Raw genomic sequence first — 26,385 nt, 5'->3', positions numbered from 1 at the left:
GCTATCGCGATCGTAATCATCGCTACGGCGGTAAATTTAATCTGCGTCGCGGCAGATTTCATCTACTGCAAGCGCAAAGTCTCGCCCGTGATAAGTGTGCGAAATTTCGACGCCCCCACGCTTAAGCAAATTTTTGGCTACTCGTTTTTTATATTTTTAGGCATCGTAGTCGATCAAGTAAACTGGAATGTCGATAATTTTATCTTAGGCGCGGTCGCAGGCGCTACGGCGGTCTCCACGTATGCCGTAGCAAGCACAATAAATGCCACTTTCGTCACGCTTTCGCTCACCATTAGCGGCGTAATGCTTCCTAAAATCGCCAAAATGGTTTCTGCCAACTCCACCGATTCCGAGCTTAGCGCGGAATTTATCAAAATAGGCAGGCTGCAATTTTACGTGATATTTTTTATCGCGTCGCTTTTGGTGATTTTTGGGCGGGAGTTTATCGTGCTATGGGCTGGCGCAAATTATGAAATTTCATACGCAATCGCGCTTATTTTGGTGCTTCCAGTAAGCGTGCCGTTGATTCAAAATTTAGGTCTAGCCGTGCTTCAGGCAAAAAACAAAGTCAAATTTCGCTCAATCGCCGCGTTTTGCGTCACGCTCGTAAATATCGCTATTTCTATCCCGCTAGCTAAGGCTTACGGTGGCGTGGGCGCTGCGTGCGGCACGGCTTTTGCTATCACCTTGCTAAATATCTGCGTGATGAATATCTACTATGCTCGTGTAATCGGACTTGACATCGCTAAATTTTGGCGAAATATCGGCGCGATGGTAGTAAAATTTGCTCCCGCAATCGCAGTAAGCCTAGCGATAAATTACGCATTAGGCTTACATGGAGTGAGCTTTTTGCTAATTTGCGGCGGGCTTTATTCGGCTATGTTTGTGCTAAGCGCGTATTTTTGGGCGATGAACGATTATGAGCGCGCGATTTTTGGCGGCATTGCGGCTAAGATAAGGAGGCGGGCTTGAGCTTCAATGTAATTAGCGAAGTGGTTACGAAAGACCGCTGTATCGGCTGCGGCGTCTGTGCGAGCAGCTGCCCTTTTAGCGTGCTAAAAATGCGGCTTGGAGGCAATGGATTTTACGCGCCTGAGGAGGGCGAAGGGTGTCGCGACAAATGTGATATCTGCCTAAAAGTCTGCCCGTTTTACGAAAAAGACATGCTCGAAAACGAGCTAAATTCTAAATCATATGCAGAGTTGGAAAGCTTTAGCCCTGATTTTGGCAGGTTTTTAGCCACTTACAAATTCTACAAAAAAGATGAAGCGCAGCGCCTAAGCAGTGCAAGCGGCGGTGCGGGAGATTATATTTTTCACGAGCTTTTTGCGCGTGGGCTCATTGATTACGCGATTTGCGTCGTGCCCGCGGACGAAGGAGATTTTATAGCCCAAAATCACAAGTGCGGTTTTTCTGCCTGCAATAATTTAGCGCAGCCGCAGAATTTGCAAAATTCCGCAACCAAAAATTCCACGCAGAATTCCGCAATTCCAAATTTAACGCAGAATTTGACAGATGATGATTCTATAAATTTTACGAGTGCGCAAAATTCTTTTTGCGAAAATTTTACGCAGAATTCTGCGCAGAATTTTACAAATGAAAATTCCACGCAGAATTCTAAAGCTTCTTGTGAAAATTCCGTATCAACGCATAATTTTGCTTGCGAGAATTCTAAAAACACGCGAAATTCTATGGGCGAAAATTCCGTGCCGCTGTTTAAATTTAGCGTGATAAAAAATGCTGATGAGCTTACTCGCGCGCGCTCGTCCGCTTACTATCCGCTCACGCTTGAAGCAGTGCTAAAGGAGATGTCGCGCCGCGAGGGCAGATACGCGATCAGCGCGCTGCCGTGCTTTGCTAAGGCCTTAAGGCTTGCTGCGAGCAAAAATCCGCGCCTTAAATCCCGCATAAGCTTTATTATCGGGCTGGTTTGCGGACAGGGCAAGGGTGCTGCTTTTACGTATAAGCTGGCAGATCTTGCGTTTAAAGAGCGTAAGCAGCTCACGGCGGTTAATTACAGATATAAAATCGCGGGCAAAAGTGCGATGAGCTTTGGCTTTAAATTTCACGCTGCAGACGGCAGTGAGGCGATAGACGATCGCAGTAGTAGCGCCTTTGCATACTGGAGCTCGCGCGCTTTTACGCCGCTTGCGTGCAACTCCTGCACTGACGTTTTTGCCAAAAGCGCCGACGTCGTGCTGATGGATGCGTGGCTGCAAAGCGAAATGAGCGAGTGGCGCGGCACATCGCTCGTAATTACGCGCGCAGCTCAGATCGACGCGCTATTTTCGCAGCCTACGAAGCAGGCACGCGAGGCGATTTTTTGCGAGCGGATATCCGCAGCGGAGGTGCAGCGCTCGCAGCAAAGCCAGGTGGAGTGCAAAAACGAAATTTTCTACGGCGCGAAAAACCCGCTTAAGCGTTACATCTTGCGCCAGAAGCTTCAGATTCAGCGATATAGTGCTACGCATTTTGATTGTGATGATTTCATCGCTGCTAGGCTTAAAAAAATCGCCGCGGCAAATAAAGTGCTAGCGCTTTTGGCGCTACCAAAGATCGCGGCATATAAAATTTATAGGAAGTTTGCATGAAGATCGGGATTTTTACCCTGCCGCTAGTGAATAATTACGGCGGAATTTTACAAGCTTACGCGCTAAGCCGCGTGCTAGTGGGGCTAGGGCATGAGCCACGTCTCATAAACTTGCGCCTGCAAAGAAGTAAACTATCGATCGCGTATATTAAATTTTTAGTGGCGCGCACGCTTAAAAAGGAGCTTTGCGGCGCGAAATTTAATCCCTCTTACGAGCGCGATACTAGCGAGTTTGTGACAGAAAATATCCCTTTAACCGCGCCTGTTTGCACGCCCGCGGATTTAAAAGCGCTGTGCGAGAAAGAACGCTTTGAAACGGTGATTTTAGGAAGCGATCAGGTTTTTCACCCTAGCTATTTTGCGGATTTTGCAGATTGCTTTAGCCTTGGATTTTTGCCGCCTAACTGCACGCGGATCGCCTATGCTGCAAGCTTCGGCGGAGATAGGCTCTGTGGGCTTAAAAATCCCGCAGATTTAAAAGCTCACGCTGCAAATTTGGCTAAATTTAAAGCTATTTCGGTGCGCGAGCGCGATGGTGTAAAGCTTGCGCGCGAATGCTTTGGCGTAGATGCGCACTGGGTGCTAGATCCTACGCTTTTAGCTAACAAAGAGATTTACGATAAATTTTTAAGCCTTGCGCCAAAGCGCAAGGGTTTTGCCTATATCCTAGATCCATCGCCTCGCTCAGAAGCGGCGATGGAGCTACTAAAGAAGCAAAGCGGCCTAGAGATAGATGAGGTAAACGACCGCGGCAACCGCATCGGCATAAAAGCATGGCTAAGCGCTATTGCGGGCGCGGAGTTTGTGCTAACCGATTCATTTCACGGCTGCGTATTTTCCATAATCTTTAATAAGCCGTTTTTTGTGCTCGTTAACGCTAGTCGCGGCGCGTCGCGCTTTAGCTCGCTTTTGGGCTTATTCGGGCTTGAAGATAGAACTTTGCAAGATCCCAAAGACGCGCGGTTGGACGCGACTATCGATTGGGATGGCGTAAATGAGGCGTTGCGCCGTAAAAGAGAGGACTCGATGAAATTTTTAAAAACAAGTTTAGGCTCATAAAATGAAAATAGCTATGGTGATTTCTGCTTTAGGCAAGGGCGGTGCCGAGCGCGTGCTAAGCGTGCTGGCAAATTTTTTCTGCCGCGAGAATGAAGTCTGTGTGATAAAATTTGACGCAGATGAGCCGTTTTACGCGCTAGATCATAAGATCGAGCTTATTAGCTTGGATTTAGGAGTAGGCGATTTAGGAGTATTTGGCAATATAAAAAAGCGCTACGATAAAATTTTAGCCTTGCACAGGCTTCTAAAAAGTCGTAAATTTGACGTAGTAATCTCGTTTTTAGATAATACCAATGTCCTTACGCTTATCGCAAATCTTGGAGTTGGGCAGAAAATCATCATCTCCGAACACACCAATCATCGCTTTTTAAAAAGTCCGATCTGGCGCGCGCTAAAGCGGATCTTTTATCCGAGGGCTGCAGGTCTTAGCGTGCTTAGTAAATTTGATCTGGATCATTACACATATGTGCAAAATCGTGTGATTATGCCTAATCCGATGTTTGAGATAAGCCATACTAAAGAGGCTCGCCCGCCTAAAGAAAATATCGTCCTAGCAGCCGGCCGGCTCAATGTCTATAAGGGCTTTGATGTCCTTCTTAAGGCACTTGCGCTTATAGATTTCAATCTTTTAAAAGAGTGGAAGGTGGTGATCGCAGGCGACGGAGAGGAGCGAAAGAGCCTTGAGAGCCTAGCTGCGAAGCTGCGCTTAAATGTGCAGTTCATCGGCTTTGTGCGCGATATCGAAAGCTTATATGAACGCGCTAAAATCGTAGTCGTAACCTCCAAGATGGAGGGCTTTTGCAATATTTTGATGGAGAGTATATTTTTCGGCACCGCTAGAATTTCTACGGATTGCATCGCAGGTCCTAGCGAGCTTATAAGCGACGGCGTAGATGGGTTTTTGTGCCCTGTAGGCGATAGCGCAAGTATTGCAAAAAAGCTTGAAATTCTAATGAGTGACGAAAAGCTGCGCGAGCGGCTCGTGCAAAACGCCTCCAAGCGCGAGGAGAGTTTTAAAATTGAAACGATCGGGCAACGCTGGTTGGATTTTATAGCCGCTACGATACACAGGGAGGAATAATGAGCGAAAATCCCCTAATCTCGGTCATCATCCCCGTTTATAATGTAAAAGAATTCCTGCGCGCTTGCGTGGAGCGCATTACGGCGCAGACCTATACGAACTTAGAAATTCTGCTTGTAGATGATGGCTCAAATGATGGCAGCGAGGCGATTTGCGACGAATACGCCGCGCGCGATCCTCGTGTGCGAGTGCTGCATAAACCAAACGGCGGGCAGGCTAGCGCGCGAAACGCTGCTTTAGATGTCGCTCGCGGGGAGTTTATCAGTTTCGTAGACAGCGATGATTTGATAAGCCTTGATTTAATTGAGACGCTTTTTCGCCTGACGCAGAAATTTTGCACTAAAATCGCTATGTGTGGCTACACGGCATTTAGCGACGAGAGCGAAATAAATAATTTCAAGGCGGCTTTAAATTCTAAAGAAAATCAAAATTCTAAAGAGATTAGCGATCTAGGAGGAGCTGCAAATTCGAATGCCAACGCAGGTGAATATAAAATATCGCCGCAAGAGCTTTTTAGACGCAGCTGCACGCAGGATCCGTATTTTAGCACCGCAGTTTGGCGCGCGCTGTTTGCTCGCGAAATTTTCGCTGCTTTGCGCTTTCCTACGGGGCAGATCTATGAGGATGTGGCGATATTTTTTGATATTTTTAACGCTTCTATTACGGCGTGCACGGATGAAATTTTATATTTTTACCGCGTAAGGGCGGGCTCGACCGTAAACTCATTCGCTCGCAGGCATCTTGCGGTCATCGCTGCGGTGCGCCGCTATACTGAGGCGATCGCTGTGAATTATCCAAGCTTGGCGCGTGAGGCTAATTTTACTCGCTGCGAGTCCGCGCTGAATACGGCGTTTTTAATTATCAAATCGAGCTTTGATCCTGCAGGCTTGAATGGAGATGCAACTTCTCCTTCCGAGGCTAATACGTGCAGCTTAGCAAACGAAGCGGATTTGCATGGAGCTGATAGTTTATCTTGTGCATGCGGTAAAAATTCTGCAGTTAAAAATTCCGCCAAGCAAAATTATATGCGAAATTCTAAGCAAAATTCTGCGTCGCAAAGAAAGACCGCAGATCCCCGCTCGCCTTTAAACGCCGCAGAAGCTGCGCAGCAGATCCGCTCACTGCACGCTTTGGTGCGCGAGCGGCTGGATTTTGGATTTTTTGCAGCGCATGCAAGCCGCACGCAGACGCTGATGATGGTCTTGTTTTACGCTAGCCCTGCGCTTTTGCGGCTATTTTATAAAATTTATCGGAAGCTAAAATGAAAATTTTATTCGTCATCGCAGCTCTTAGAAACGGCGGCGCCGAGCGCGTGCTGCAGGTTTTGGCGAACTATTTTGCGCGCGCAAACGACGTTACGATCGCGATTTTGGAAAACGACGAGGGTAGGTATAAATTTAGCGAAAAGATAAAATTTTTGCATCTAGACGTTTATAAAAACGGCGGCAGGTTCGATAAATACAGAATTTTGCGCGAGTATTTCAAGTGCGAGCGACCGAGCGTCATCATCAGCTTTATGGACTGGACGAACGTAGCGTGCGTGATCGCAAGCTTTGGGCTGGGCATCCCGCTCATCGTGACCGAGCACAACGCGCACGATTATCTGCCAAGCGGGCTTTTTAGCCGCGTGCGCGATCTGTGCTACAAAAAAGCGGACGCGCTTACGGTGCTTACGCGCTCGGACTTTGAGTACTATTCGCGATTTGTCAAAAACTGCTTCGTCGTGCACAACCCCTTTTTCGGCGAGATTTGCGATACCAAGGGCACCAAGCGAAACGTGATCTTAAGCGTCGGTAGGCTCGAGCCCGTAAAGGGGTATGAAATTTACTTTGACGCGCTAAGCAGGATCGATAAAAGCCTGCTTGCGAAGTGGGAAATTTTAATCGCAGGCGACGGCTCGCTGCGCGAAAGCTTGCGCGAGCTGGCAGCACAGCTTGGGCTTGAAGTGCGATTTTTAGGGCACAAACAGGACGTAAGCGAACTGTATAAAGAAGCCAAAATTTTTGTGCTAAGCTCGCTTAATGAAGGGCTTTCAAACGTGCTGATCGAGTCTGCGTTTTACGGCTGTGCACGGCTTAGCAGCGATACGACGGGCGCAAAAGAGCTCATAAAGGACGGCTTTAGCGGCATTTTGTTTAAATGCGGCGATGCGAATGAGCTTGCGAGCAAGCTTGAAAATTTAATGCGTGATGAGGCGCTGCGAGACGCTCTCGTGCAAAATGCAAATGAAAGCTTAGACGAGTTTTCGCAAGAGCGCATCATTAAGCTCTGGCAGGGCTTGATCTATCGGTTTACGCGTAAATAGCAGCCGCTTATCGATGCCCTAGCGGCGCGCAGGGATAAATTTAAACTTCGGTGTGCTAAGATAGCGTCTTGCGCCGAGCAAAACGGCGCGTTTAAATTTATAAAGCCGCATCGTGCGATGAAATTTAGCCGCTTTAGGCAGTGCAAAACGCGCTAAATTTAAACGGCGCGGTGTATGTTCGCGTAAAAAGGCGTGAGCAAAGCTTAAATTTAGGGCGCGGCAGCGATATTTAAAAGGTAAAGGGATGAAGAAATTAAGTGTTTTTATATATTCGATGGGAGGCGGCGGCGCAGAGCGCGTCGTAAGCAACCTCTTAGGCGAGCTTACGGCACGCTACGAAGTGCATCTGGTGCTGATGAACGAGAGGATTTTTTATGAAATTCCAAGCGGCGTGCAGATACATTTCATCGAAAAATCAGCCCCTTTTGAAAACGGACTGCTAAAGCTCGCAAAACTTCCGTTTTTGGCGCTTAGGTACAAAAAACTATGCGAGCACTTAGGTATCGACATCCACTTCGTTTGGATGAACCGCCCTTGTTACGTGGCGGCGCTGGCGCGAGTTTACGGGCTGCGCGGCACTATGATTTTTAACGAATGCTCGACGCCGTCGGTGCTGTATAAAGAGCCGAACTTCAAATCTAAAATTTCAAAGCTTTTGCTGCGCAAGCTCTATCCGAAGGCCGATTTTATCTTTCCGAACTCGCTTGGAAATTTGCGCGATCTGGCGGATAATTTCGGAATCGATGAGCGCAAGATGAGCGTGCTATACAACGCGATTGATCTTGATGAGATCAGTCGCAAAGCAAGCGAGCAGATCGCGCAGCAGCAGCCGTTTTTCCTAAGCGTCGGTAGGCTCGATGCGGGCAAAAACCACGCACTTTTGATCCGCGCATATGCAAATTTAAAAAATAACGACAAAGACCTGCTGATCTTAGGTGACGGCGTGCTGCGAGCCGAGCTTGAGGCTCTGATAGAGGAGCTGGGCTTAGGCGGCCGCGTGAAGCTTTTGGGTTTTGACGCAAACCCGTATAAATATATGGCCAGATGCTACGCGTTTGTTTTTGTAAGCCTTTTTGAGGGCTTTTCAAACGCTCTCATCGAGGCTCTTGCGTGCGGCAAGCTCGTGATTTCAAGCGATCATCAAAGCGGCGCGCGCGAGCTTTTGGGGCAGAGCGAATGGGGCGTGCTGGTGGGCGTAAACGATCTAGAAAGCACCCAAGCGGCGATGCAAAAAGCGCTGGATGATGAAAATTATGTAAAATTTTATGAGAAAAAGGCTAAAATTAGAGCCTCGTTTTTCGATAAAAAACGGATAGCAAGCGAGCTGATCGCAAAAATAGAACAAATCGACGAAGGAAAATAGGCGTGGGTGAAGAAAAAAAGGCTTTTAGCGTCAGAGAGATCGACGAAGGATCGGACGATCAAAAAGGCGCGCAATCAATGGGTGCCGACAAAGCTGCCTTAAGCGAAAATTTCGCTAGCGAGGGAAATTTTGACGCAGAGTATTCCGCAGGCGGCGGAGAGAATTTTAGCGGCGAAAATGCCGCAATTGAGGGTAGCGAGGATACCGCGCCTCAGAGCGATAAGAATTCCGCGCTTGATGCAAAAAATTCTGCGAGCAAAAATTCCGCGCACGCCGGCGTTAAAAATTTAAGCGACGATCAAATGCGCGCTGTTTCTGCAAAAATGCGAGCACAAAAAAAATCCAAAAAGACTAAAAAATCAAGCGGACGAAATTCTACCTCGTTAAATTCTGAAAATTCCGCAGGCGCAAATTCTACAAACTCAAATTTGAAAGGTACTGCGAATTCCACGAGCAAAAATTCTATAAATAAAAATTCCGCTGGCACTGCGAACTCTACAAACGGCATAAATTCTGATAATTCTAAAAGCTTTACAGCAGAAAATTCCCAAAATTCTAAAAATCAGGCAGCTGGCGCGCTTCCTGCCAGGCGTAGAATTTTTGGCTTCATAAAAAATTATGAGTTTTCCAAGCATATTTTGCTGATGATTTTGCTAGCGTTTGCCTTTAGCGTGGCGTTTCGCATGTGGTGGGTGCACTGGGCGAGCGGCTTTGCGAACTACTTTTTTTGGGATGGCGAGCTGATGATAAACACCAACGACGGCTACGCCTTTGCAGAGGGCGCGCGCGACCGCCTCGCCGGCTTTCATCAGCCCAACGATCTTAGCTACTTTAGTGCACCGCTTTCGATCGTGACGGCGTTTTTGGCTGAAATTTTGCCCTTTAAAATCGAGACGATCTTCGTTTATCTGCCGGCTTTGTTTAGCTCGCTCATCGTAGTGCCGATATTGCTTATCTCAAGTGAGTTTCGCTGCATGCGCGCGGGCTTCATCGGCGCGCTTGTCGCGAGCGTGGCGAATAGCTACTACAACCGCACTATGGCGGGGTATTACGACACCGATATGCTAAATATCGTGCTTGCGATGTGTATTTTGTGGGCGCTCATCCGCATTTGCACGCGCAGCTCGCGCAGCACGCTGTTTTGGCTGGGCGCGTTTACGATATTTTATATGTGGTGGTATCCCTCCAGCTTCTCGCTAAATTCCATGATGCTCGTCGTATTTTTCGCCTACACGCTGATTTTTAAGCGAAAAAGTGCGATAAATTACGAAGCGATGATCATCTTTTTGATTGCGCTTTGCTCCACGCCTTTGGTGGCAAAAATTTTAATCTCGCTTACGCTATTTTGGCTCTTTGCGTTTAGAGGAAAGCTATTAAATTTTAAAATTTTAGCGATTATCGGCGCGCTTGCCGTAGTCTTTTTCGTCGCAAACGGAGGTCTTAGCCCGATCATCTTTCAGGCGAAATTTTATATCTTCCGTTCCTTTGCGGACAACGCCGATACGGCATTTCATTTTTTCAACGTCAATCAAACGATCCAAGAATCAGGCATCGTGCCGCCTGAGATCTTTATGGAGCGCATCAGCTCGCACGTCGCGGTTTTCGTGATCGCAGCGATCGGATACGCAGTACTTTGCTTTAGGCATAAGGAATTTTTGCTCTCGATTCCGCTTTTGCTTTTGGGCTTTGCGGCAAACAAAGCGGGCCTTAGATTTACGATCTATGCCGTGGGCGTTATGGGGCTAAGTTTCGGATATATTTTGTATTTTTGCGTAAAGCGCTTGGATCTGCCAAAGATTGCGGGACGCGCGATACTACTGATTTTGACGGCGCTTGCGATCTATCCAGCGTGGCAGCACATCGTCTCGTACAAGGTCGATACGGTCTTTTATCAAAGCGAGGTGCGGGTGCTAGATGAGCTCAAAGATAAGGCGCAGCGCGAGGATTACGCGCTTTCGTGGTGGGATTACGGTTACGGCATACGCTATTATAGTGATGTAAAAACCCTCATCGACGGCGGCAAACACCTAGGCAATGATAATTTCCCCGTTAGTTTCGCACTTTTTAAAGATCAGATGAGCTCTGCAAATATGGCGCGCCTGGATGTCGAATACACCGAGCGTGGATATAGCGAAAAAATTCCAAACAAGTTAAAGCAAATTTTAAAAGATTACAACGCGACTGATGTAAATGATTTTATCTTAAGCTTGGGACTGGCCGATTTTAAGCCGCCGAGACCTACGCGCGACATCTACTACATCCTGCCCGATCGCATGATGAATATCTTTCCCGTCGTCACGCAGTTTTCAAATATCGACATCACCGACGGCAAGCAGCTAAGTGAGCTGTTTTTTATAACGAGCGATAGGTTTGTTCAGGATCAAAGCGGCGTGCATATGGACAACGGCTTTTCGATCTCGCCGAATTTGCTTAGTTTGGAATTTAGCGGCAGAAAATTCGCAATCAATACTTTTTACGAAACGAGCTACGACGCGAACGGCAAGCTTTCGGTCAAGGAGTTCAATATGGACAGCAGCGCGCAATTTTACGTGATTTTCATGCGCGATTACGGGCGATTTTTGCTGCTAGATAAGACGATGCTAAACTCAAGCTACATTCAGCTTTTTGTATTTGAAAGATATAGGCCCGAGCTATTCGAGCCTGTGATCTTAAGCCCTGCTGTGAAAGTTTATAAATTAAAGCGCTAGATAAAATTTTGCCGCAAGCTAAGGAGAAATTTATGAAATTTAATCTCGCAACGCCAAGCAAGGAATACAACAGATGGCTCGCATAGGGTTTTTAAGCCATGCCGATATGAGCTTACATTTCTTTCGTCGTCCGATAATGCAGGCTTTAAAAGGGCGCGGGCACGAGGTTTTCGCAATTGCTCCTCGTGGCGCTTATACGCAGGATTTAGCGCGCGATTTTAATGCTGTAACCTACGATCTTGATCGAGCGAGCCTGAATCCGCTTACCGTATTTAGCAACACCAAAGCCCTTGCACGCGAGTTAAAGAGGTTAAATTTGGACCTGCTGCAAACAGCTGCGCACAAATCAAACGTGTTCGGTACTCTGGCGGCTCGAGAGGCGGGTATAAAATATGTGATAAACTTAGTCGAGGGGCTGGGCAGCTTTTATATCGACGATGATATTAAAACAAGGCTCGTGCGAGCGGTTTTGGAGAAGCTTTATAAATTTTCATTTTCGCAGGCGGATGCTTGCGTATTTGTAAACGATGCCGATCCCGATTACATGCTATCTCGCGGGCTTATTGCGAAGCAAAAGGTTATAAGGATTAAAAGTGTAGGCGTAAATGCTGAAAGGTTCAATCCCAAAATCGTTAGTGCAGCGGATTTGGGCGAGGATTTGCACGGTAAAAAGATCGTGCTGATGATAGCTCGCGCGATGTGGCATAAGGGCGTGAGAGAATTCTACGAAGCAGCAGAAATTTTAAAAGATCGATCGGATGCGAAATTTGTCTTTGTAGGCGAGGGTTTTGCGGGTAATAAAAGCACCGCTGATCCTGCGTTTTTGCGAAGCGGTGCGGTGCATTATCTGGGTGCTAGAAACGATGTGCCTGAGCTTTTGAAGGCTAGTTACCTACTGGCACTTCCTAGCTACAAGGAGGGCTTTCCGCGCACGGTTTTAGAGGCGATGAGCATGGCGCGAGCCTGCGTGGTGAGCGACTGCAGCGGCTGCGTCGAGGCGGTGCAAGAAGGCGTCAACGGCCTAATCTGCCGCACTCGCGATGCGGAGAGTCTTGCGCGAAAGATCGAAATTTTATTAGACGATACCGCGCTTTGCGAAAGGCTTGGACGAAACGGGCGCGAGATGGTGCTTGCAAATTACGACGAAAAGATCGTCACGGAAAAATATTTAGAGGTTTATAGGAAATTTATCGATGTATAAGAGCTTTTTAAAACGCGCGCTCGATTTTACGGCGGCTTTGATTTTGATTATTTTGGTTTCGCCCGTGATGGCGCTTACGTGGTTCTTGATCCGCAAACACATTAGCAAAAGCACGATTTTTACGCAATCTCGCCCGGGGTTTGATGAGCAAATTTTTAAAATTTACAAATTTAAAACGATGAGCGACGAGCGCGGCGCTGACGGCGAGCTTCTGCCAGACGAAGAGCGGCTCAATGATTACGGCAAAAAGATCCGCGCGCTAAGCCTGGATGAGCTGCCGCAGCTTTTCAACGTGCTAAAGGGCGATATGAGCTTCATCGGGCCGCGACCGCTATTGATCGAATACTTGCCGCTTTATTCGCCGCAGCAGCGTCTTAGGCACAGCGTGCGCCCTGGCATCACGGGGCTTGCGCAGGTAAACGGTCGCAACGCGATCAGCTGGGAGAAAAAATTTGAGTTCGATACGTATTACGCGCAGAATTTAAGCTTTGCGCTCGATCTTAAGATTGCGCTTTTAACGATAAAAAAGGTGCTTGCAAAAGAGGGCGTGAATAAAGAGGGCATGGCGACGACGGAGAAATTTAATGGGCACAACTAAAATTTACATTTACGGCGCGAGCGGACACGGGCTGGTGGTTGCGGACGTCGCGCTAGCCGCACGCGGGGCTAAATTTAGCGAGGTCGTTTTTCTAGACGACGCCGCGGGGCTGAAATTTAGCGAGGATCTGCCGAAGCATCCCGTAATAATCGCAATCGGCGATAATAAAACCCGCGCAAAGATCCAAGAGAAGGTAGCGCGCGCAGGTTTTGAGATAGCGACGCTAATTCATCAAAGCGCGATCGTTAGCCCAAGCGCCGCCATCGGCGAGGGCGCGGTCGTAATGCCCGGCGCCGTGATAAATGCGCGAGCTAAAATCGGTCGCGGCGCGATAATCAATTCAGGCGTCGTAATCGAGCATGAGTGCGAGATCGGCGAGTTCGCGCACATTAGCCCAAACGCAGCGCTTGCGGGCGGCGTGAAAGTGGGGGCGTTTTCGCACATCGGTATCGGTGCCAGCGTCATTCAGAGGCTAAGTATCGGGCAGCGCTGCATAATCGGTGCGGGTGCTGCGGTCGTGCGCGACATAGCTAGCGACAGCGTAGCCGTAGGCGTGCCCGCTCGCGTGATTAAAAAAAATGGCTGAATTTAAAATTTATAGCATTAAAAGTGATAAAATCCGAGCATTTAAATTTTAATGCCGAAAGCTAAATTTAGCCCTGCGACGCGCGAGGTTAAATTTAAAGATCAAGGAAGGATGAATATGGCAAGAGTATTTTTAAGCCCGCCGAATATGGGCGGCAATGAGCTTGAGTATATAAAAAAGGTATTTGAGAGCAACTATATCGCGCCTTTGGGCGAATATGTCAATCGCTTTGAGGACGCAGTGAAGTCCTACACTGGCACGCGCGCTGCGCTGGCGCTAAACGCAGGCACGGCGGCGCTTCATCTAGCGCTTCGCTGCAGCGGCGTAAAGGACGGCGACGTGGTGCTTGGCTCCACGTTTACCTTCATGGCGTCGCTAAATCCGATATTTTACGAGCGCTGCGTGCCGGTGCTGATAGACAGCGACGAGAGTTGGAATTTAAGCCCGAGGCTGCTTAAAGAAGCGATCAAAAAATCGCCGAAAAAGCCAAAGGTGCTCGTCGTTACGCATCTTTACGGACAGGCTGCGAAAATGGACGAGATATGCGAAATTTGCGAGAACGAAGGCATTGATGTTATCGAGGATGCCGCGGAGGCGCTGGGTGGATTTTATAAAGGTAAAGCACTTGGCGGCATCGGAAAATGCGGCGCACTAAGCTTTAATGGCAATAAAATCATCACTACCTCAGGTGGCGGCATGCTGATCTCAAACGACGAGGAGCTAATCGCCAAGGCTAGATTTTACAGCACTCAGGCGCGCGAGCCGCTGCTTCACTACGAGCACAAAGACTACGGCTACAACTACCGCTTAAGCAACGTTTTAGGCGCTATCGGCGTAGGCCAGATGGAGGTCTTGCCGCAGCGCGTAAAGAGAAAACGCGAAATTTTTAAAATTTACGAGGATCTGTTTAGAGGCACTGACGTGGAGTTTATGCCCGAAGTAGAAGGCGGTAAGGGCAACAGATGGCTTACGACGCTTCTATTTAAGAAAAAGGATGCCCATCTAAAGGTTATCGACGCTCTAAATAAAGCCGACATCGAATCTCGTCCGCTTTGGAAGCCGATGCATCTGCAAAGCATCTTTGCAGGCGCGCTTAGCGTAGTTGACGGCACGAGCGAGGATATGTTTAGTCGCGGCATCTGTCTTCCTAGCGGCACCGATATGAGCGACGAGACGATTGAACGCGTCGTAAAAATCGTAAAAGAAAACATCTGATGCTGTTAAAACCCACTAAATTTAGCCGCTTCGCGTTTTTTTTGCTAGGAGATATTTTTATCTCGATCCTCTCCGTTTACATTGCGTTTTTGCTGCGATTTAGCGGAGATATACCGAACGAATTCTATAAAGGCGCGCTGCTTAGCGCCTCAAGCCTTACTGCGATTAAAATTTTCTATTTTTGGTTTTTGCGGATCTATTTAGTTCCGTGGAGATTTTTCGGTCTATATGAAGCGAGGAAGCTCTTTTATGCGCACGTGATGGCGGCGCTTACCTTTTTGATCCTATTTTTCTTGGCGAGTAAAATTTTTAACCCATTCCCGCGTTCGGTCATCATCATCGATGCGGCGATCTCGTTTATTTTAATCGGTGGGATTAGAATTTCAAAGCGGATGTTTTTAAGTGAGAAGAAAAACATCACGAATAACGAGCCCTGCATCGTCGTGGGCGCTACAAGCAAGACCTTTCACGTCCTAAAAGGTATGCGGCAAAAATATATCAACTACTACCCCGTAGGCGTCGTGGACGGGCGAGCGGAGCTAGTAGGGACGTATTGCGAAAATTACGTCGTCAGGGCTAAGAGCGAAATTCCACAGATGATCAAAGACAGCGGTGCCAAAACCGCGATCATCGCGCTGGCGCTGTATCCGGACGAGCTAAAGCAGCTCTATGATGAGCTGTTCGCGTACGGGCTAAAGGATATCAAGCTCTTTTCGCTTTTGGAGGATGAGAGCAAAAAGATCCGCGACGTATCGATCGAGGATCTGCTCGCGCGCAAGCCCAAAGACCTCGATACCAAGGCGATTGAAAATTTTATCAAAGATAAGATCGTGCTGGTAACGGGCGCGGGCGGCACGATAGGAAGCGAAATTTGCAAGCAGTGCTTGAAATTTGGCGCAAAGCGTCTTATTATGGTCGAGCACAGCGAGTTTAACCTCTACTCGATCAACGAAGCCACCGGCGCGGACGCGCGCAACGAGCTAAAGATGATAAACGTCGTTTATCGCCATGAGCTGGAGGAGGTTTTTGCGGAATTTCATCCCGAGGTAGTCGTGCATGCAGCGGCGTATAAGCATGTGCCGCTATGCGAGTTTAATCCGCATCTAGCGGTCAAAAACAATGTCATCGGCACAAAAAACGTAATCGATCTGTCCAAAAAATACGGCGCGAAAAAGGTCGTTTTGATCTCGACCGATAAGGCGGTGCGACCGACGAACATTATGGGCACGACGAAGCGTATCTGCGAGCTTTACGCGCTAAATTCCAACGACGCGGCAAGCGACACGCAGATCGTCGCGGTGCGCTTCGGAAACGTGCTCGGCTCAAGCGGTAGCGTCATCCCTAAATTTAAACGCCAGATCGAAGCGAACGAGCCGCTTACCGTTACGCACCCCGAGATTACGAGATATTTTATGCTCGTTAGCGAGGCGTGCCAGCTCGTGCTTCAAGCCGCCTCCATCGCGCAGGGCGGCGAGCTTTTCGTGCTGGATATGGGCGAGCCCGTAAAGATCGCCGATCTTGCCAAGCGAATGCTGCAACTTGCCGGCAAGGAGGAGCTGGGTATTAAATTTGTAGGTCTGCGCCCCGGCGAGAAGCTTTACGAGGAGCTTCTGATCGACGAAAACGACAAGAGCACGAAGTATCAATCCATCTTCGTAACCCACTCCGCAAAATACGACCTGCAAGAGCTAAGCTCGCAGATCGAGGAGCTTAGCGAGTGCGAGGACGCGCAGGTCGCGGATAAGCTAAAGCGTATCGTGCCTGAGTTTTCGCATCGATTGAACGGTGCGAAGGAGCCTGCTTGATCGGTATCGTAGATTACGGCGCGGGCAATATCCAAAGCGTGATGAACGCGCTTAGCTTCTGCGGCGCTAAATTTTGCCTCGCGCGCAGCCCTGAGGAGCTTTTGAGCTGCGATAAAGCTCTGCTTCCCGGCGTTGGCGCATTCGGCGAGGCGATGGACAGGCTTCGCGCAAGCGGTATGGGCGACGCAATTAAAGAGTTCGTCGCAAGCGGCAGATATTTTTTAGGCATCTGCCTAGGGATGCAGCTTCTGTTCGAGCAAAGCGAGGAGTTCGGCGCGCGCAGCGGGCTTGGAATTTTACCCGGTCGCGTCGTAAAATTTGACAAAACGAAATTTAATATTCGGGGGGCGGAATCTGGGTCCGAGGATATTAAATTTAGATCGGGCGAGGCGGAATTTAATTCAGACGAGGCGGAGCCAAGCAATCGTAGCGGACAAAATTTTGCCAGCGCCGAAAGCCTAAAGATCCCGCACGTAGGCTGGAACAGTGCGCATTTTATCAAGCGCTCGCCGATAAATGCGGGCCTAGGCGAGTTTGAGTATCTGTATTTCGTGCACTCCTACCACGTCCTTTGCGAGCGCGAGATCACGCTTGCGACCACGTTTTACGGCTATGAGTTTGCAAGCGTGATCTGGCGCGAAAACGTATTTGCCTTTCAGCCGCATCCCGAAAAAAGCCACGATGCGGGCATAAAAATCATTAAAAATTTTACGGAGCTGTGATGGAGATTTTCCCTGCGATCGATCTAAAACAAGGATGCGCCGTGCGCCTTAGCAAGGGCGAGATGCAAAGCGCAAAAATTTATTCCAAGGACCCCTGCGAGCTAGCCAAAAAATTTGAAGATCTCGGCGCTAAATGGCTGCATTTGGTTGATCTCGACGGCGCGTTTGCGGGCGAGGCGGTAAATTTCAAAGCGATAGAGCGGATCGTAAAAAGCACTCGCCTGCGCGTCGAAGTGGGCGGCGGCATACGCGACGAAGCGCGCATAAAGGAGTATTTGAACTTAGGCGTCGATAGATTTATCCTGGGCTCGGCGGCGCTTAAAAACCCGGATTTCGTAAGGAGGATGGCGAAGCTTTACCGCATCGTCGTGGGCATAGACGCAAAAGACGGGCTCGTAGCGACCGAAGGCTGGGCGGAGCTAAGCCGCGTAAAAGCGACCGATCTGGCGCGGGAGTATGCGGACGCTGGCGTTTGCGCCATCATCTGCACCGACATATCGCGCGATGGGATGCTAAGCGGCGTAAATGTAGAATTTAGCCGCTCTATCGCGAAAGCTAGCGGCATCGATACTATCGCAAGCGGCGGCGTGAAAGATATGAACGATATAATCGCGCTTAAAAACGCAGGCTCTATCGCCGGGCTCATCGTCGGCAAGGCGTATTACGAGGGCACGCTCGATCTTAAAAAGGCGTTTGAAGCTCTATAAAAACGCCCGAGCGTAAGCAAAGTTTGAACTAAATTTTAGTAATATGCAAATTTTAAAATTTAAAGGCGATGTGAGGCGATGAAAGATTTTTTTTATGAGATGATCGTAAAAAGTGCGAATGCGAGCGAGCTTTTTAAAAACTTTGCGTTTGAGCTCGGCGTTACCTGCGTCGAAGAACGCGGCGAGCGTTTCATAATCCGCGACGAAGAGGATCTGCAAAATTTAAAATTTGCGTTTGAAGAGTTTAAAAAGGCGCTCGCACGATCTCTCAATTTAGACGCCGATCTACAGATCGAAATTTCAAAAAAGCAAAATAAAGATTGGCTCGATGAGTATAAAAAAGGCGTCGCGCCCGTGGCGGTCGGCAAATTTTACGTCCGTCCGAGCTGGTGCGAAAGATCGCAAGATCCCGCGCTAATCGATCTGCTGATCGATCCTGCGCTGGCGTTCGGCTCAGGCCATCACGAAAGCACCAATATGTGCCTGGCGCTGCTTAGTGAGCTTGCTCGCGCGGGCATGAGCGCGCTTGACGTGGGCTGCGGCAGCGGAATTTTAAGTATCGCGATGAAAAAACTGGGCGCAAAGGTAAGCGCCTGCGATACCGACGAGCAGGCGGTGACGGCTACGCAGCAAAACTCCGAGAAAAACGGCGTGCAGATCGATAAAATTTGGCTCGGCAGCGTTTCAAGCCTAAATGAGCAAGGCTCAAGCGCAGCCGCGCAGCCGCAGTTTGATCTCGTCGTCGCAAATATAATCGCCGACGTGATTTTGATCCTAAGCGCGGATCTGAAAAAAGTGCTAAAACCGGGCGGCAAGCTCGTGCTGTCTGGAATTTTAGAAAAATATAAAGATAGGATCGAGCAAGCTTTTTCGGATTTAAATTTCGTGCAGATGAAAAAGCAAAACGAATGGCTCAGCTTCGTATATGAAAGGAAAATATGAATAACAACCCAAATAATCAACCCCCTCAAAACGGCGGCGGAAACAATTTTTTCAATAAAAATCCGATCGGCGTTTTTATAATTTTTGCGCTTATTTTGATAGTCGTGTTTAAAGCGATATCCCCAAGTGGCGGATTTGATAGTGGCGGAGTGCTAGGCTCCGTTTCAGGCGAGAGTAGAAACGTAACTTACTCCGAGCTAAAATCGCAAATCAAAAACTCTCAAGTAAGCATGGTCTCCATCGGAAGCTCCACGATTAAAGCGCAAGTCGGCAACGTAATCTACACCGCCAAGCGCGTAGATGATCCCGAGCTAGTTCAAATTTTAGAATCGCGCAAAATTCCATACGGCGCGTATAACGAGAGCAACTTTTTGACCGATCTGCTCTTTAGCTGGGTCTTGCCGCTCGTGATTTTCTTTGGAATTTGGATGTTTTTAGCCAACCGCATGCAGCGCAATATGGGCGGTGGCGTGCTCGGCATCGGAAGCTCTAAAAACCTGGTAAGCGCCGAAAAACCGAAGGTTAAATTTAGCGATGTCGCGGGCGTCGAAGAGGCGAAAGAGGAGGTTAAAGAGATCGTAGATTTCTTAAAAAACCCCGAGCGATATATCAGCCTCGGAGCTAAAATTCCAAAAGGCGTGCTTTTGGTTGGACCTCCGGGCACGGGCAAGACGCTGCTAGCCAAAGCGGTCGCGGGCGAAGCGGACGTGCCGTTTTTTTCGGTATCGGGCTCGAGCTTTATAGAGATGTTCGTAGGCGTGGGCGCCAGCAGAGTGCGCGATCTATTCGATAACGCTAAAAAACAGGCTCCGGCGATCGTTTTCATCGACGAGATCGACGCGATCGGCAAAAGCAGAACCGCAGGCGGTATCGGCGGCGGTAACGACGAGCGCGAACAGACGCTAAATCAGCTGCTTGCCGAGATGGACGGCTTCGGCTCGGAATCAAGCCCGGTGATCGTCCTTGCGGCTACCAACCGCCCCGAGACGCTGGATGCGGCGCTTCTGCGTCCGGGCAGATTCGATAGGCAGGTTTTGGTCGATAGACCCGATTTTGACGGCAGAATGGCGATTTTAAAGGTGCATATGCGCGACGTTAAATTTGCCCGCGACATCGATATCGAAGAGATCGCGCGCCTTACCGTGGGCTTTGCGGGAGCCGATCTTGCAAATATCATCAACGAAGCCGCGCTTTTAGCGGGTCGCGAGGCAAAGGCGGAGGTCGAGCAAAAAGACCTACTCGAAGCGATCGAGCGCGTCGGTATCGGACTGGCTAAAAAATCACGCCGCGTAAGCCCTATCGAAAAGCGGATCGTCGCCTACCACGAAAGCGGTCATGCGCTCATCGCCGAGCTTACTAAAGGCGCGATGCCGGTATCGAAGGTAACTATCGTGCCGCGCGGATTGAGCGCTGCGGGATACACGCTAAATTCTCCGTTTGAAAATAGATATCTGCACCAGCGCCATGAAATTTTTGCCGAGATCGATACGTTTTTGGCGGGGCGCGCGGCGGAGGATGTATTTTTAGGCGAGATCACCGACGGAGCGGGCAACGATTTGCAGCGCGCTACCGATATGCTTAAATTTATGGCTACTCAGGTCGGAATGACCGATGCGCTCGGGCTTGCGGTGCTAGAAAAGCAGCAGTATTCCTTCCTAAACGGCGGACAGAGCATCAAGGATTATAGCGAGGTAACGGCAGTTAAGATCGACGAATATGTCCGCAAGACGCTGGATGAGCGCTATGCGGCGGTAAAAGAGACGCTAAGGACCTACGCTCCGGCGATTGAGGAGATGGTAAAGGCGCTGTATGAGAAGGAGACGGTCTCTGGAGAGCAGATCGTGGAGATCATCTCTAAATTTGAAAAAGATAACGGCATGCCTACCCGTCTGGTGCGAAATTTAGGCGCTAATGATGATATCGAAAGCGCAAAGAGCGAGGCTTAAATTTAAAGCCTCGCGCGGAGCAGGAATTAAGGCTAAATTTTAAGAAGGTCGCGCTAAAGCATTTTACGAGCGATCCGCGGCACCGAATGAAAAGCGGTGCAAAAATAAAATTTAAAGAGTAAGAGATGGAAGAGGAAAAGGGAAAATTGATCTACATATTGCCGAATTTTTTCACGGCGGCAAGTGCATTTTTGGCGGTTATCAGCATAATTTCTACGATCAAAGGCAACTTCAGCGCCGCGATCTTTTATATCATTTTATCCTTGATCTGCGACGGACTCGACGGTCGCGTAGCGAGGCTAACGCATGCGACGTCGAAATTCGGCGTGGAATTCGACAGCCTTGCGGATATAGTGGCTTTCGGCGTTGCGCCGGCGCTACTGTTTTACTGCGCGGTTGGGCACGATTACGGCAAGGTCGGCTCGCTCGTAGCTGCGCTTTACGTGGTTTTCGGCGCGATCAGGCTGGCGCGATTCAATGTCACCACGGGCACCTACGAGCCTAGCGTTTTTATCGGGCTGCCGATTCCGACGGCTGCGATTACGATGGCGTTTTGGATCGGAATTTATCTAAAATATGAGCTTTCTAAAGGATTTGGGGTATTTTTGATCATCGCAACGGCGGCACTGTCGTTTTTGATGGTAAGTAACATCCGCTTTCCGAGCTTTAAAAAGATCAGCCTAAAGCGCCCCAACGCGATTAAAATTTTAGTGCTTCTAATCGTCGTATTTTTCTCGCTTTTATATCTTTTCAGGCTGGAATTCCCGGCGGTGCTCACTTTGGTTTATATAGTTTACGGTTTAGTTCGCGGAGCTTTAAATTTAAGCGCGGCCAAATTTCATAAAAAAGATAAACCCGAGGAAACGGCGAAATAATCTCAAATATGTTTATTATCGCGATTGTTTTAAGTTTGCGCGGCTATAATTTTGCCAAATTTTAACCCTTTGAAAGGATTTGTAATGGACAAAAATAAAATCATAATCTTCGATACTACACTTCGTGACGGCGAGCAAAGCCCTGGAGCGTCGATGAATACGGACGAGAAGATCCATCTTGCGTTGCAGCTTGAAAAGCTGGGCGTAGATGTTATCGAGGCGGGTTTTGCAGCGGCGAGCCCCGGGGACTTTGACGCGATAGAAAAGATCGCCGGCGCCGTTAGCAAGGCTCGCGTCTGTTCGCTTGCACGCGCTTTAGAAAAAGACATCAAGGCCGCAGGCGAAGCGATAAAGGGCGCAAAGCTCGGGCGCATCCACACCTTCATCGCTACAAGCCCTATCCATATGGAATTTAAACTTAAAATGCAGCCGCAAGAGGTCATAAAGCGCGCCGTAGAGTCTGTGCAATACGCTAGAAGCCTATGCGATGACGTGGAGTTTAGTTGCGAGGATGCGTGCAGAAGCGATATGGGTTTTTTAAAAGAGATCTGCGACGCCGCGATAAACGCCGGGGCCTCCACCATAAATATCCCCGATACGGTAGGCTATCTCTATCCGGATGAGATCACTGCGCGCATAGGCGAGATCGTTAAGCTTATCGGCGAGCGCGCCGTAGTTTCGGTGCACAACCACAATGATTTGGGAATGGCTACCGTAAATTCCTTGGCTGCCATCTTGGCAGGAGCCAGACAGGTCGAGTGCACGATAAACGGTATCGGCGAGCGCGCGGGCAATGCGGCGCTAGAGGAGATCGTAATGGCGATCAAGACGCGCAGGGATAAATTTGCGCCGCTTTATACCGATATAAATTTGAAAGAAATTTATCCATCCAGCCGCCTAGTCGCGAGCATTACCGGCATCGAGCCGCAGCCTAATAAAGCGATCGTCGGCAAAAACGCCTTCGCGCATGAAAGTGGCATCCACCAAGACGGTGTGTTAAAACACAAAGAAACCTACGAGATCATGCACGCCGAGGATATCGGGCTTGATAAAAACTCGCTTGTGCTGGGCAAGCACAGCGGCCGCCACGCCTTCAAAGACAAGCTGGTATCTTTGGGCTATGAGCTTAGTAACGAGCAGATTGAGATCGCGTTTAATAAATTTAAAGCGCTTGCAGATAGCAAAAAGGACGTTTTCGACGAGGATATTAGAGAGCTCGTAAACGACGAGTTCGTGGGAGCCGAAAAGACCTATGAAGTGCTAGTTTTAAGCTCCAATAGCTGCAATAAAGGACACGCTAGCACAGCGCTTACGCTAAGGTATAAGGATGAAATTTTAAGCGATAGCGCGCTTGGAAACGGCGGCGTGGATGCGATATTTAAAGCGATAGACCGCATCAGCGGCATCAGCGGTAGCTTGAAAGAATACCAAGTAAAAGCGGTTTCACAGGGCAAAGACGCGCTGGCGAAAGTAACCGTTAAGGTGGAATTTGCGGGCGAGGGCGCCATCATCGGCAGAGGACTTGACGTAGATACGATGCTAGCGTCTGCAAAGGCCTACGTTGCGGCGCTAAATACGTATCTGGACGCTAAGCGTTAGATTGCTTGGCGGGATTTGTTAAATTTAACGCAAATTCCGCCAGATTAAACAAATCAAAAGCAAAATTTTAATAATATTTCACACTTAAAACGTTGGAGTAGGGGGTATTGAGCCGAAACTCGTTTTAAAATTTATTTATGGAGACTTTTATGAAAAAAGTTCTTGTATTGTTATTTGCGCTTTGCGGCGCGGCTTTCGCTAGCGAGCAGCTAAGTGCTTACACTCAGATCGTTTCTTTTTCTGCAATTACCGTTGCAGTCGTTTTAGGTCTAGCCGCTTTGGGTGGCGCGTTAGGTATGGGAAATGCCGCTAGTGCGACGCTTAACGGCATCGCTAGAAATCCAAGCGTAGCTAGCAAGCTATCGAATACGATGTATATTTCGCTTGCGATGATCGAAGCGCAGGTTATCTATGCATTAGTTATTTCATTTATCTTGCTTTTCGTAAATCCTTTTTTGACAGCGGGTTTAAAGGCTGCTGCAAATTAATCAAAAGCCCGAGAAATCGGGCTTCAAACTTATATAATTCAAGGCTTGAGATTAAGCTTTAAAATTTATGCGACCGTGGTGGAATTGGTAGACACGCTATCTTGAGGGGGTAGTGCCGCAAGGTGTACGAGTTCAAATCTCGTCGGTCGCACCATCTATTAAAATTTTCTCCTATTTTTTCGTTTTTTGAATTTTTAAATAATTTTTTGAGCCCTATTTTTGGTAATTTTAAAATTATTCTTAAAAAATTCTTAGCGCCGAAAATCATCGATTCATACATATATTTTAAGAAAATACTATATATTAAAAAATTGTATAGTAGCTTTTTTTGCGCTCCTGCCTTGTTAATCCTTTGAGGAAATTCTATAATCTGCCTAAAATTACTATACAAAGGAAGAAAGATGACGGGAGTTTTTACAAAAATTAAGGATAATCCAATTTTCAAATCAGACCCCGACAAAGTAGTCAGGAATTTTATTTTGCCGCAATATAAGCGCACTATGGTCGAAGTCTTAGACGATTTCATAGCCGTTAAATTTTATAGCTCGCTAGCTAGAGACGGAACGGTTAAAATACATAGACACTATCATTATACGCAAGGTGGCAAGTTAATCAAAGTTCTAGGCAATGCCGATGAAATTAACATTCGAAAGGGCTAGAATATTGTTAATATTCATAATTTGTGCTACCAGTAAATACATGCTCTATGCTGCTCCTAGCGTATAGTTTGGGTTGCTATGGTGCATAAACATATAAGTTTTTGCTTCATTGCCGTTTATGGCAGGTATGGTTACTTTTACAAATTCACCCTCCCTTAGCTCTCTACTAAGTGAGATTGTAAAATTCATCTTTCCTGCTTTTTCTACTGCATTTGCATTTGATACATTTACTGCTATCTCATCTGCTTTGTGTAGGGTTATGTCAAGACACTCTTGGTATGGATTAAAGTCTTCTATAATAAGGCTATCATTTACTATAAGCTTATTATCAATTAGTTCATATTTTATATTGTCTTTTGTTTTATATATGTTTGAGCCTTTTTCTATTTGAGTGCCGTCAGTTAGTTTGCGACCATGAAAATATACCTGACCTTTTCCATCCTCATCTCTTATAGTGTCTTTGCCGTCGGCAAAGTATGTATCATAGCCGGCTCCCCCAAGAAGCAAATCATCGCTATTTCTACCTTGAAGCAAGTCATCTCCACTACTGCCGAACAATACATCGCCTTTCCTGTCGCCAAATATAGAACCACTTGGCTCACCATTAATGTTTAAAATTTTTCTAGCTTGTGTCGATAATGGTCTTGTATAAATAGAACCATCATTATTCATAACTTCTATAAAGCCATTTGAGGTAATATTTATATTATCGTTATCTTCTCCATATATTTTCTTAAATATACTTCCCAAATCCCAATCAACAAGAGATAATGCCAAATTTACACCAGTAATTATCCAACCTTGCGGTGTCAATAATGCCGCACCAGCAATAATTGCATCTCCTAACGCCCCAACCATTTGTTTCATTTTGCTTTCACCCATAGTGCTATCAACTAATACATTTCCTGCTGCAGTTTCTACAAACAAAACAATAGCCCTAGCTTTGCTTTTTAAAATCTTTTCGGGTATATCAGTGAAATTTTCAGCAATACTATAACCACTGCTTGCGCTATTCCACATTTTACGAATATTTTTTAAATTATCTTTACTATTTTCAGAAAGATTGAATTTAGTAAATTTTTCAATAATAATTTTTTCAGCTTTATCCAAAGCAACTCTTGCTTTCGCTTCTCTGCTACCTGTTGAATTCATCGTTCGCTCCTTGTGTTATAAAAATTTTTATCAAAAATTCCAAAGCTAGTTTTAGCATTTGAAATATTTAATTTCACATTTTCTAAAAAGTATTTTTTAAATTCTTTAAATTCTTTGTCGTTGCAAATCATAATATTCATCACTTTTCCATTTTTGCTGTAAATGGTAAGACAATCATAAACGCTATCATTGATTTTGCCACCATTTATTGTATGAGTTATGATTTTTGGAATTGCATAAAATACAACGATAAGTGCAAAAATAAAAAACAGAATAATAGGCTCATTAAATGCAAAAATCGCGTATATGTATGTAGAAATAATAATCAAAATTAAAATTTTGGCAACTAGTGAAATTTGTTCGCTTCCATCTCTAAAATCAACGCTAAATTTAACATTTTTAATATTTTTTACTTGCATAAAATCAAAAGATTTATCATTTTTAATTTGGCTTATCATTTCATTTTTCAGAATAAAATAATTTTTACCCAAAAATTTCATAATGTAAGGAATTGCCACCATAAGAGATAAAATCGTAAAACCATTGACTTTTTCTGGTTTTGCGATACACAAAATAATAAAAGCTAAAATCATTAAAAATATACCAATCAAATTTACTTGTGGTTTGTAATCTTTTATAATAATCGGCTCTTTATCATAATCCCTTAAATTTTTGTTTTTATTAAAAACATCGTTTACCAAATTTGATCCTTTTTATAAAATTTCCTAGTAAATTCAATCTCGGTCAGTATCGTTTGATACTGAATTTTATGAATTTACAAATT

Annotated in this window: 23 protein-coding genes and 1 tRNA gene; 22 read left to right on the top strand and 2 right to left on the bottom strand. The window is 47.0% G+C overall.

The window, feature by feature from the left end:
* The 22 genes from Q0117_RS07720 to Q0117_RS07615 form a co-directional block, all read left to right on the top strand.
* A partial coding sequence (locus Q0117_RS07720; RefSeq protein WP_297924302.1) for an oligosaccharide flippase family protein occupies positions 1 to 972 on the top strand: 972 nt, incomplete at its 5' end.
* Positions 969 to 2,591: a Coenzyme F420 hydrogenase/dehydrogenase, beta subunit C-terminal domain gene (locus Q0117_RS07715; protein WP_297924300.1), complete on the top strand. Its 1,623-nt coding sequence runs from the start codon at positions 969 to 971 to the stop codon at positions 2,589 to 2,591. The genes Q0117_RS07720 and Q0117_RS07715, both read left to right, overlap by 4 nt.
* On the top strand, positions 2,588 to 3,649 hold the full coding sequence (locus Q0117_RS07710) for a polysaccharide pyruvyl transferase family protein (RefSeq protein WP_297924298.1): 1,062 nt from the start codon (positions 2,588 to 2,590) through the stop codon (positions 3,647 to 3,649). The genes Q0117_RS07715 and Q0117_RS07710 overlap by 4 nt, the downstream gene beginning before the upstream one ends.
* Position 3,650: 1 nt before the next feature.
* The gene (locus Q0117_RS07705; RefSeq protein ID WP_297924296.1) at positions 3,651 to 4,730 is read left to right on the top strand and encodes a glycosyltransferase family 4 protein; all 1,080 of its coding nucleotides are present in this window, start codon (positions 3,651 to 3,653) and stop codon (positions 4,728 to 4,730) included.
* The gene (locus tag Q0117_RS07700; RefSeq protein ID WP_297924294.1) at positions 4,730 to 5,995 is read left to right on the top strand and encodes a glycosyltransferase; all 1,266 of its coding nucleotides are present in this window, start codon (positions 4,730 to 4,732) and stop codon (positions 5,993 to 5,995) included. Before Q0117_RS07705 ends, Q0117_RS07700 begins: the two co-directional genes overlap by 1 nt.
* Positions 5,992 to 7,035 (top strand): glycosyltransferase, encoded by a 1,044-nt coding sequence (locus Q0117_RS07695; RefSeq protein ID WP_297924293.1) that lies wholly within the window; start codon positions 5,992 to 5,994, stop codon positions 7,033 to 7,035. The genes Q0117_RS07700 and Q0117_RS07695 overlap by 4 nt, the downstream gene beginning before the upstream one ends.
* A gap of 244 nt (positions 7,036 to 7,279) precedes the next feature.
* On the top strand, positions 7,280 to 8,398 hold the full coding sequence (locus tag Q0117_RS07690; RefSeq protein ID WP_297924291.1) for a glycosyltransferase: 1,119 nt from the start codon (positions 7,280 to 7,282) through the stop codon (positions 8,396 to 8,398).
* Positions 8,399 to 8,400: 2 nt separating this feature from the next.
* On the top strand, positions 8,401 to 11,106 hold the full coding sequence (locus Q0117_RS07685) for an STT3 domain-containing protein (protein WP_366807800.1): 2,706 nt from the start codon (positions 8,401 to 8,403) through the stop codon (positions 11,104 to 11,106).
* A 73-nt stretch (positions 11,107 to 11,179) separates the two neighbouring features.
* Entirely contained in the window at positions 11,180 to 12,307 is a 1,128-nt protein-coding gene (locus Q0117_RS07680; RefSeq protein ID WP_297924289.1) for a glycosyltransferase family 4 protein, read from the top strand.
* A complete protein-coding gene (gene pglC / locus Q0117_RS07675; RefSeq protein WP_297924287.1) occupies positions 12,300 to 12,905 on the top strand; it encodes an undecaprenyl phosphate N,N'-diacetylbacillosamine 1-phosphate transferase in 606 nt (201 codons plus the stop codon). The genes Q0117_RS07680 and pglC overlap by 8 nt, the downstream gene beginning before the upstream one ends.
* Positions 12,892 to 13,491, top strand: a complete 600-nt coding sequence (gene pglD / locus Q0117_RS07670; RefSeq protein WP_297924285.1) for a UDP-N-acetylbacillosamine N-acetyltransferase — start codon at positions 12,892 to 12,894, stop codon at positions 13,489 to 13,491. Before pglC ends, pglD begins: the two co-directional genes overlap by 14 nt.
* Positions 13,492 to 13,608: 117 nt before the next feature.
* Entirely contained in the window at positions 13,609 to 14,706 is a 1,098-nt protein-coding gene (gene pglE, locus Q0117_RS07665) for a UDP-N-acetylbacillosamine transaminase (protein WP_297924283.1), read from the top strand.
* Positions 14,706 to 16,511, top strand: coding sequence for a nucleoside-diphosphate sugar epimerase/dehydratase (locus Q0117_RS07660; protein WP_297924281.1), 1,806 nt, complete (start codon positions 14,706 to 14,708; stop codon positions 16,509 to 16,511). Before pglE ends, Q0117_RS07660 begins: the two co-directional genes overlap by 1 nt.
* Positions 16,508 to 17,233 (top strand): imidazole glycerol phosphate synthase subunit HisH, encoded by a 726-nt coding sequence (hisH, locus tag Q0117_RS07655; RefSeq protein WP_297924279.1) that lies wholly within the window; start codon positions 16,508 to 16,510, stop codon positions 17,231 to 17,233. The genes Q0117_RS07660 and hisH overlap by 4 nt, the downstream gene beginning before the upstream one ends.
* Positions 17,233 to 17,940, top strand: coding sequence for a 1-(5-phosphoribosyl)-5-[(5-phosphoribosylamino)methylideneamino]imidazole-4-carboxamide isomerase (gene hisA / locus Q0117_RS07650; RefSeq protein ID WP_297924277.1), 708 nt, complete (start codon positions 17,233 to 17,235; stop codon positions 17,938 to 17,940). Before hisH ends, hisA begins: the two co-directional genes overlap by 1 nt.
* A 78-nt stretch (positions 17,941 to 18,018) precedes the next feature.
* Positions 18,019 to 18,882 carry a 50S ribosomal protein L11 methyltransferase gene (locus Q0117_RS07645; protein ID WP_297924275.1) on the top strand — a complete coding sequence of 288 codons (864 nt, stop codon included), beginning with the start codon at positions 18,019 to 18,021 and terminating at the stop codon, positions 18,880 to 18,882.
* Entirely contained in the window at positions 18,879 to 20,828 is a 1,950-nt protein-coding gene (gene ftsH / locus Q0117_RS07640) for an ATP-dependent zinc metalloprotease FtsH (RefSeq protein ID WP_297905028.1), read from the top strand. Before Q0117_RS07645 ends, ftsH begins: the two co-directional genes overlap by 4 nt.
* A gap of 125 nt (positions 20,829 to 20,953) precedes the next feature.
* Positions 20,954 to 21,703, top strand: a complete 750-nt coding sequence (gene pssA, locus Q0117_RS07635; protein ID WP_297924273.1) for a CDP-diacylglycerol--serine O-phosphatidyltransferase — start codon at positions 20,954 to 20,956, stop codon at positions 21,701 to 21,703.
* Between the two features lie 84 nt (positions 21,704 to 21,787).
* Positions 21,788 to 23,302 carry a 2-isopropylmalate synthase gene (locus tag Q0117_RS07630; RefSeq protein ID WP_297924271.1) on the top strand — a complete coding sequence of 505 codons (1,515 nt, stop codon included), beginning with the start codon at positions 21,788 to 21,790 and terminating at the stop codon, positions 23,300 to 23,302.
* A 149-nt stretch (positions 23,303 to 23,451) separates the two neighbouring features.
* Positions 23,452 to 23,790, top strand: coding sequence for an ATP synthase F0 subunit C (atpE, locus tag Q0117_RS07625; RefSeq protein WP_177386747.1), 339 nt, complete (start codon positions 23,452 to 23,454; stop codon positions 23,788 to 23,790).
* Positions 23,791 to 23,859: 69 nt separating this feature from the next.
* Positions 23,860 to 23,944: transfer RNA gene (locus Q0117_RS07620), tRNA-Leu, on the top strand.
* Between the two features lie 247 nt (positions 23,945 to 24,191).
* Positions 24,192 to 24,449, top strand: a complete 258-nt coding sequence (locus Q0117_RS07615; RefSeq protein WP_297924269.1) for a hypothetical protein — start codon at positions 24,192 to 24,194, stop codon at positions 24,447 to 24,449.
* 45 nt (positions 24,450 to 24,494) lie between these two features.
* Here Q0117_RS07615 and Q0117_RS07610 read toward each other — a convergent pair whose 3' ends face one another.
* Together Q0117_RS07610 and Q0117_RS07605 are read right to left on the bottom strand one after the other, a co-directional pair.
* A complete protein-coding gene (locus Q0117_RS07610; protein ID WP_297924267.1) occupies positions 24,495 to 25,601 on the bottom strand; it encodes a hypothetical protein in 1,107 nt (368 codons plus the stop codon).
* Entirely contained in the window at positions 25,598 to 26,302 is a 705-nt protein-coding gene (locus tag Q0117_RS07605) for a hypothetical protein (protein WP_297924265.1), read from the bottom strand. Before Q0117_RS07605 ends, Q0117_RS07610 begins: the two co-directional genes overlap by 4 nt.
* Between the last annotated feature and the right edge of the window lie 83 nt (positions 26,303 to 26,385).

It is taken from the genome of uncultured Campylobacter sp. (genome assembly GCF_937997535.1).
In the GTDB taxonomy this organism is placed as follows: Bacteria; Campylobacterota; Campylobacteria; order Campylobacterales; family Campylobacteraceae; genus Campylobacter_B.
Note: the sequence above shows the minus strand (reverse complement) of the source record. Positions and strands in the feature narration are given on the sequence as shown.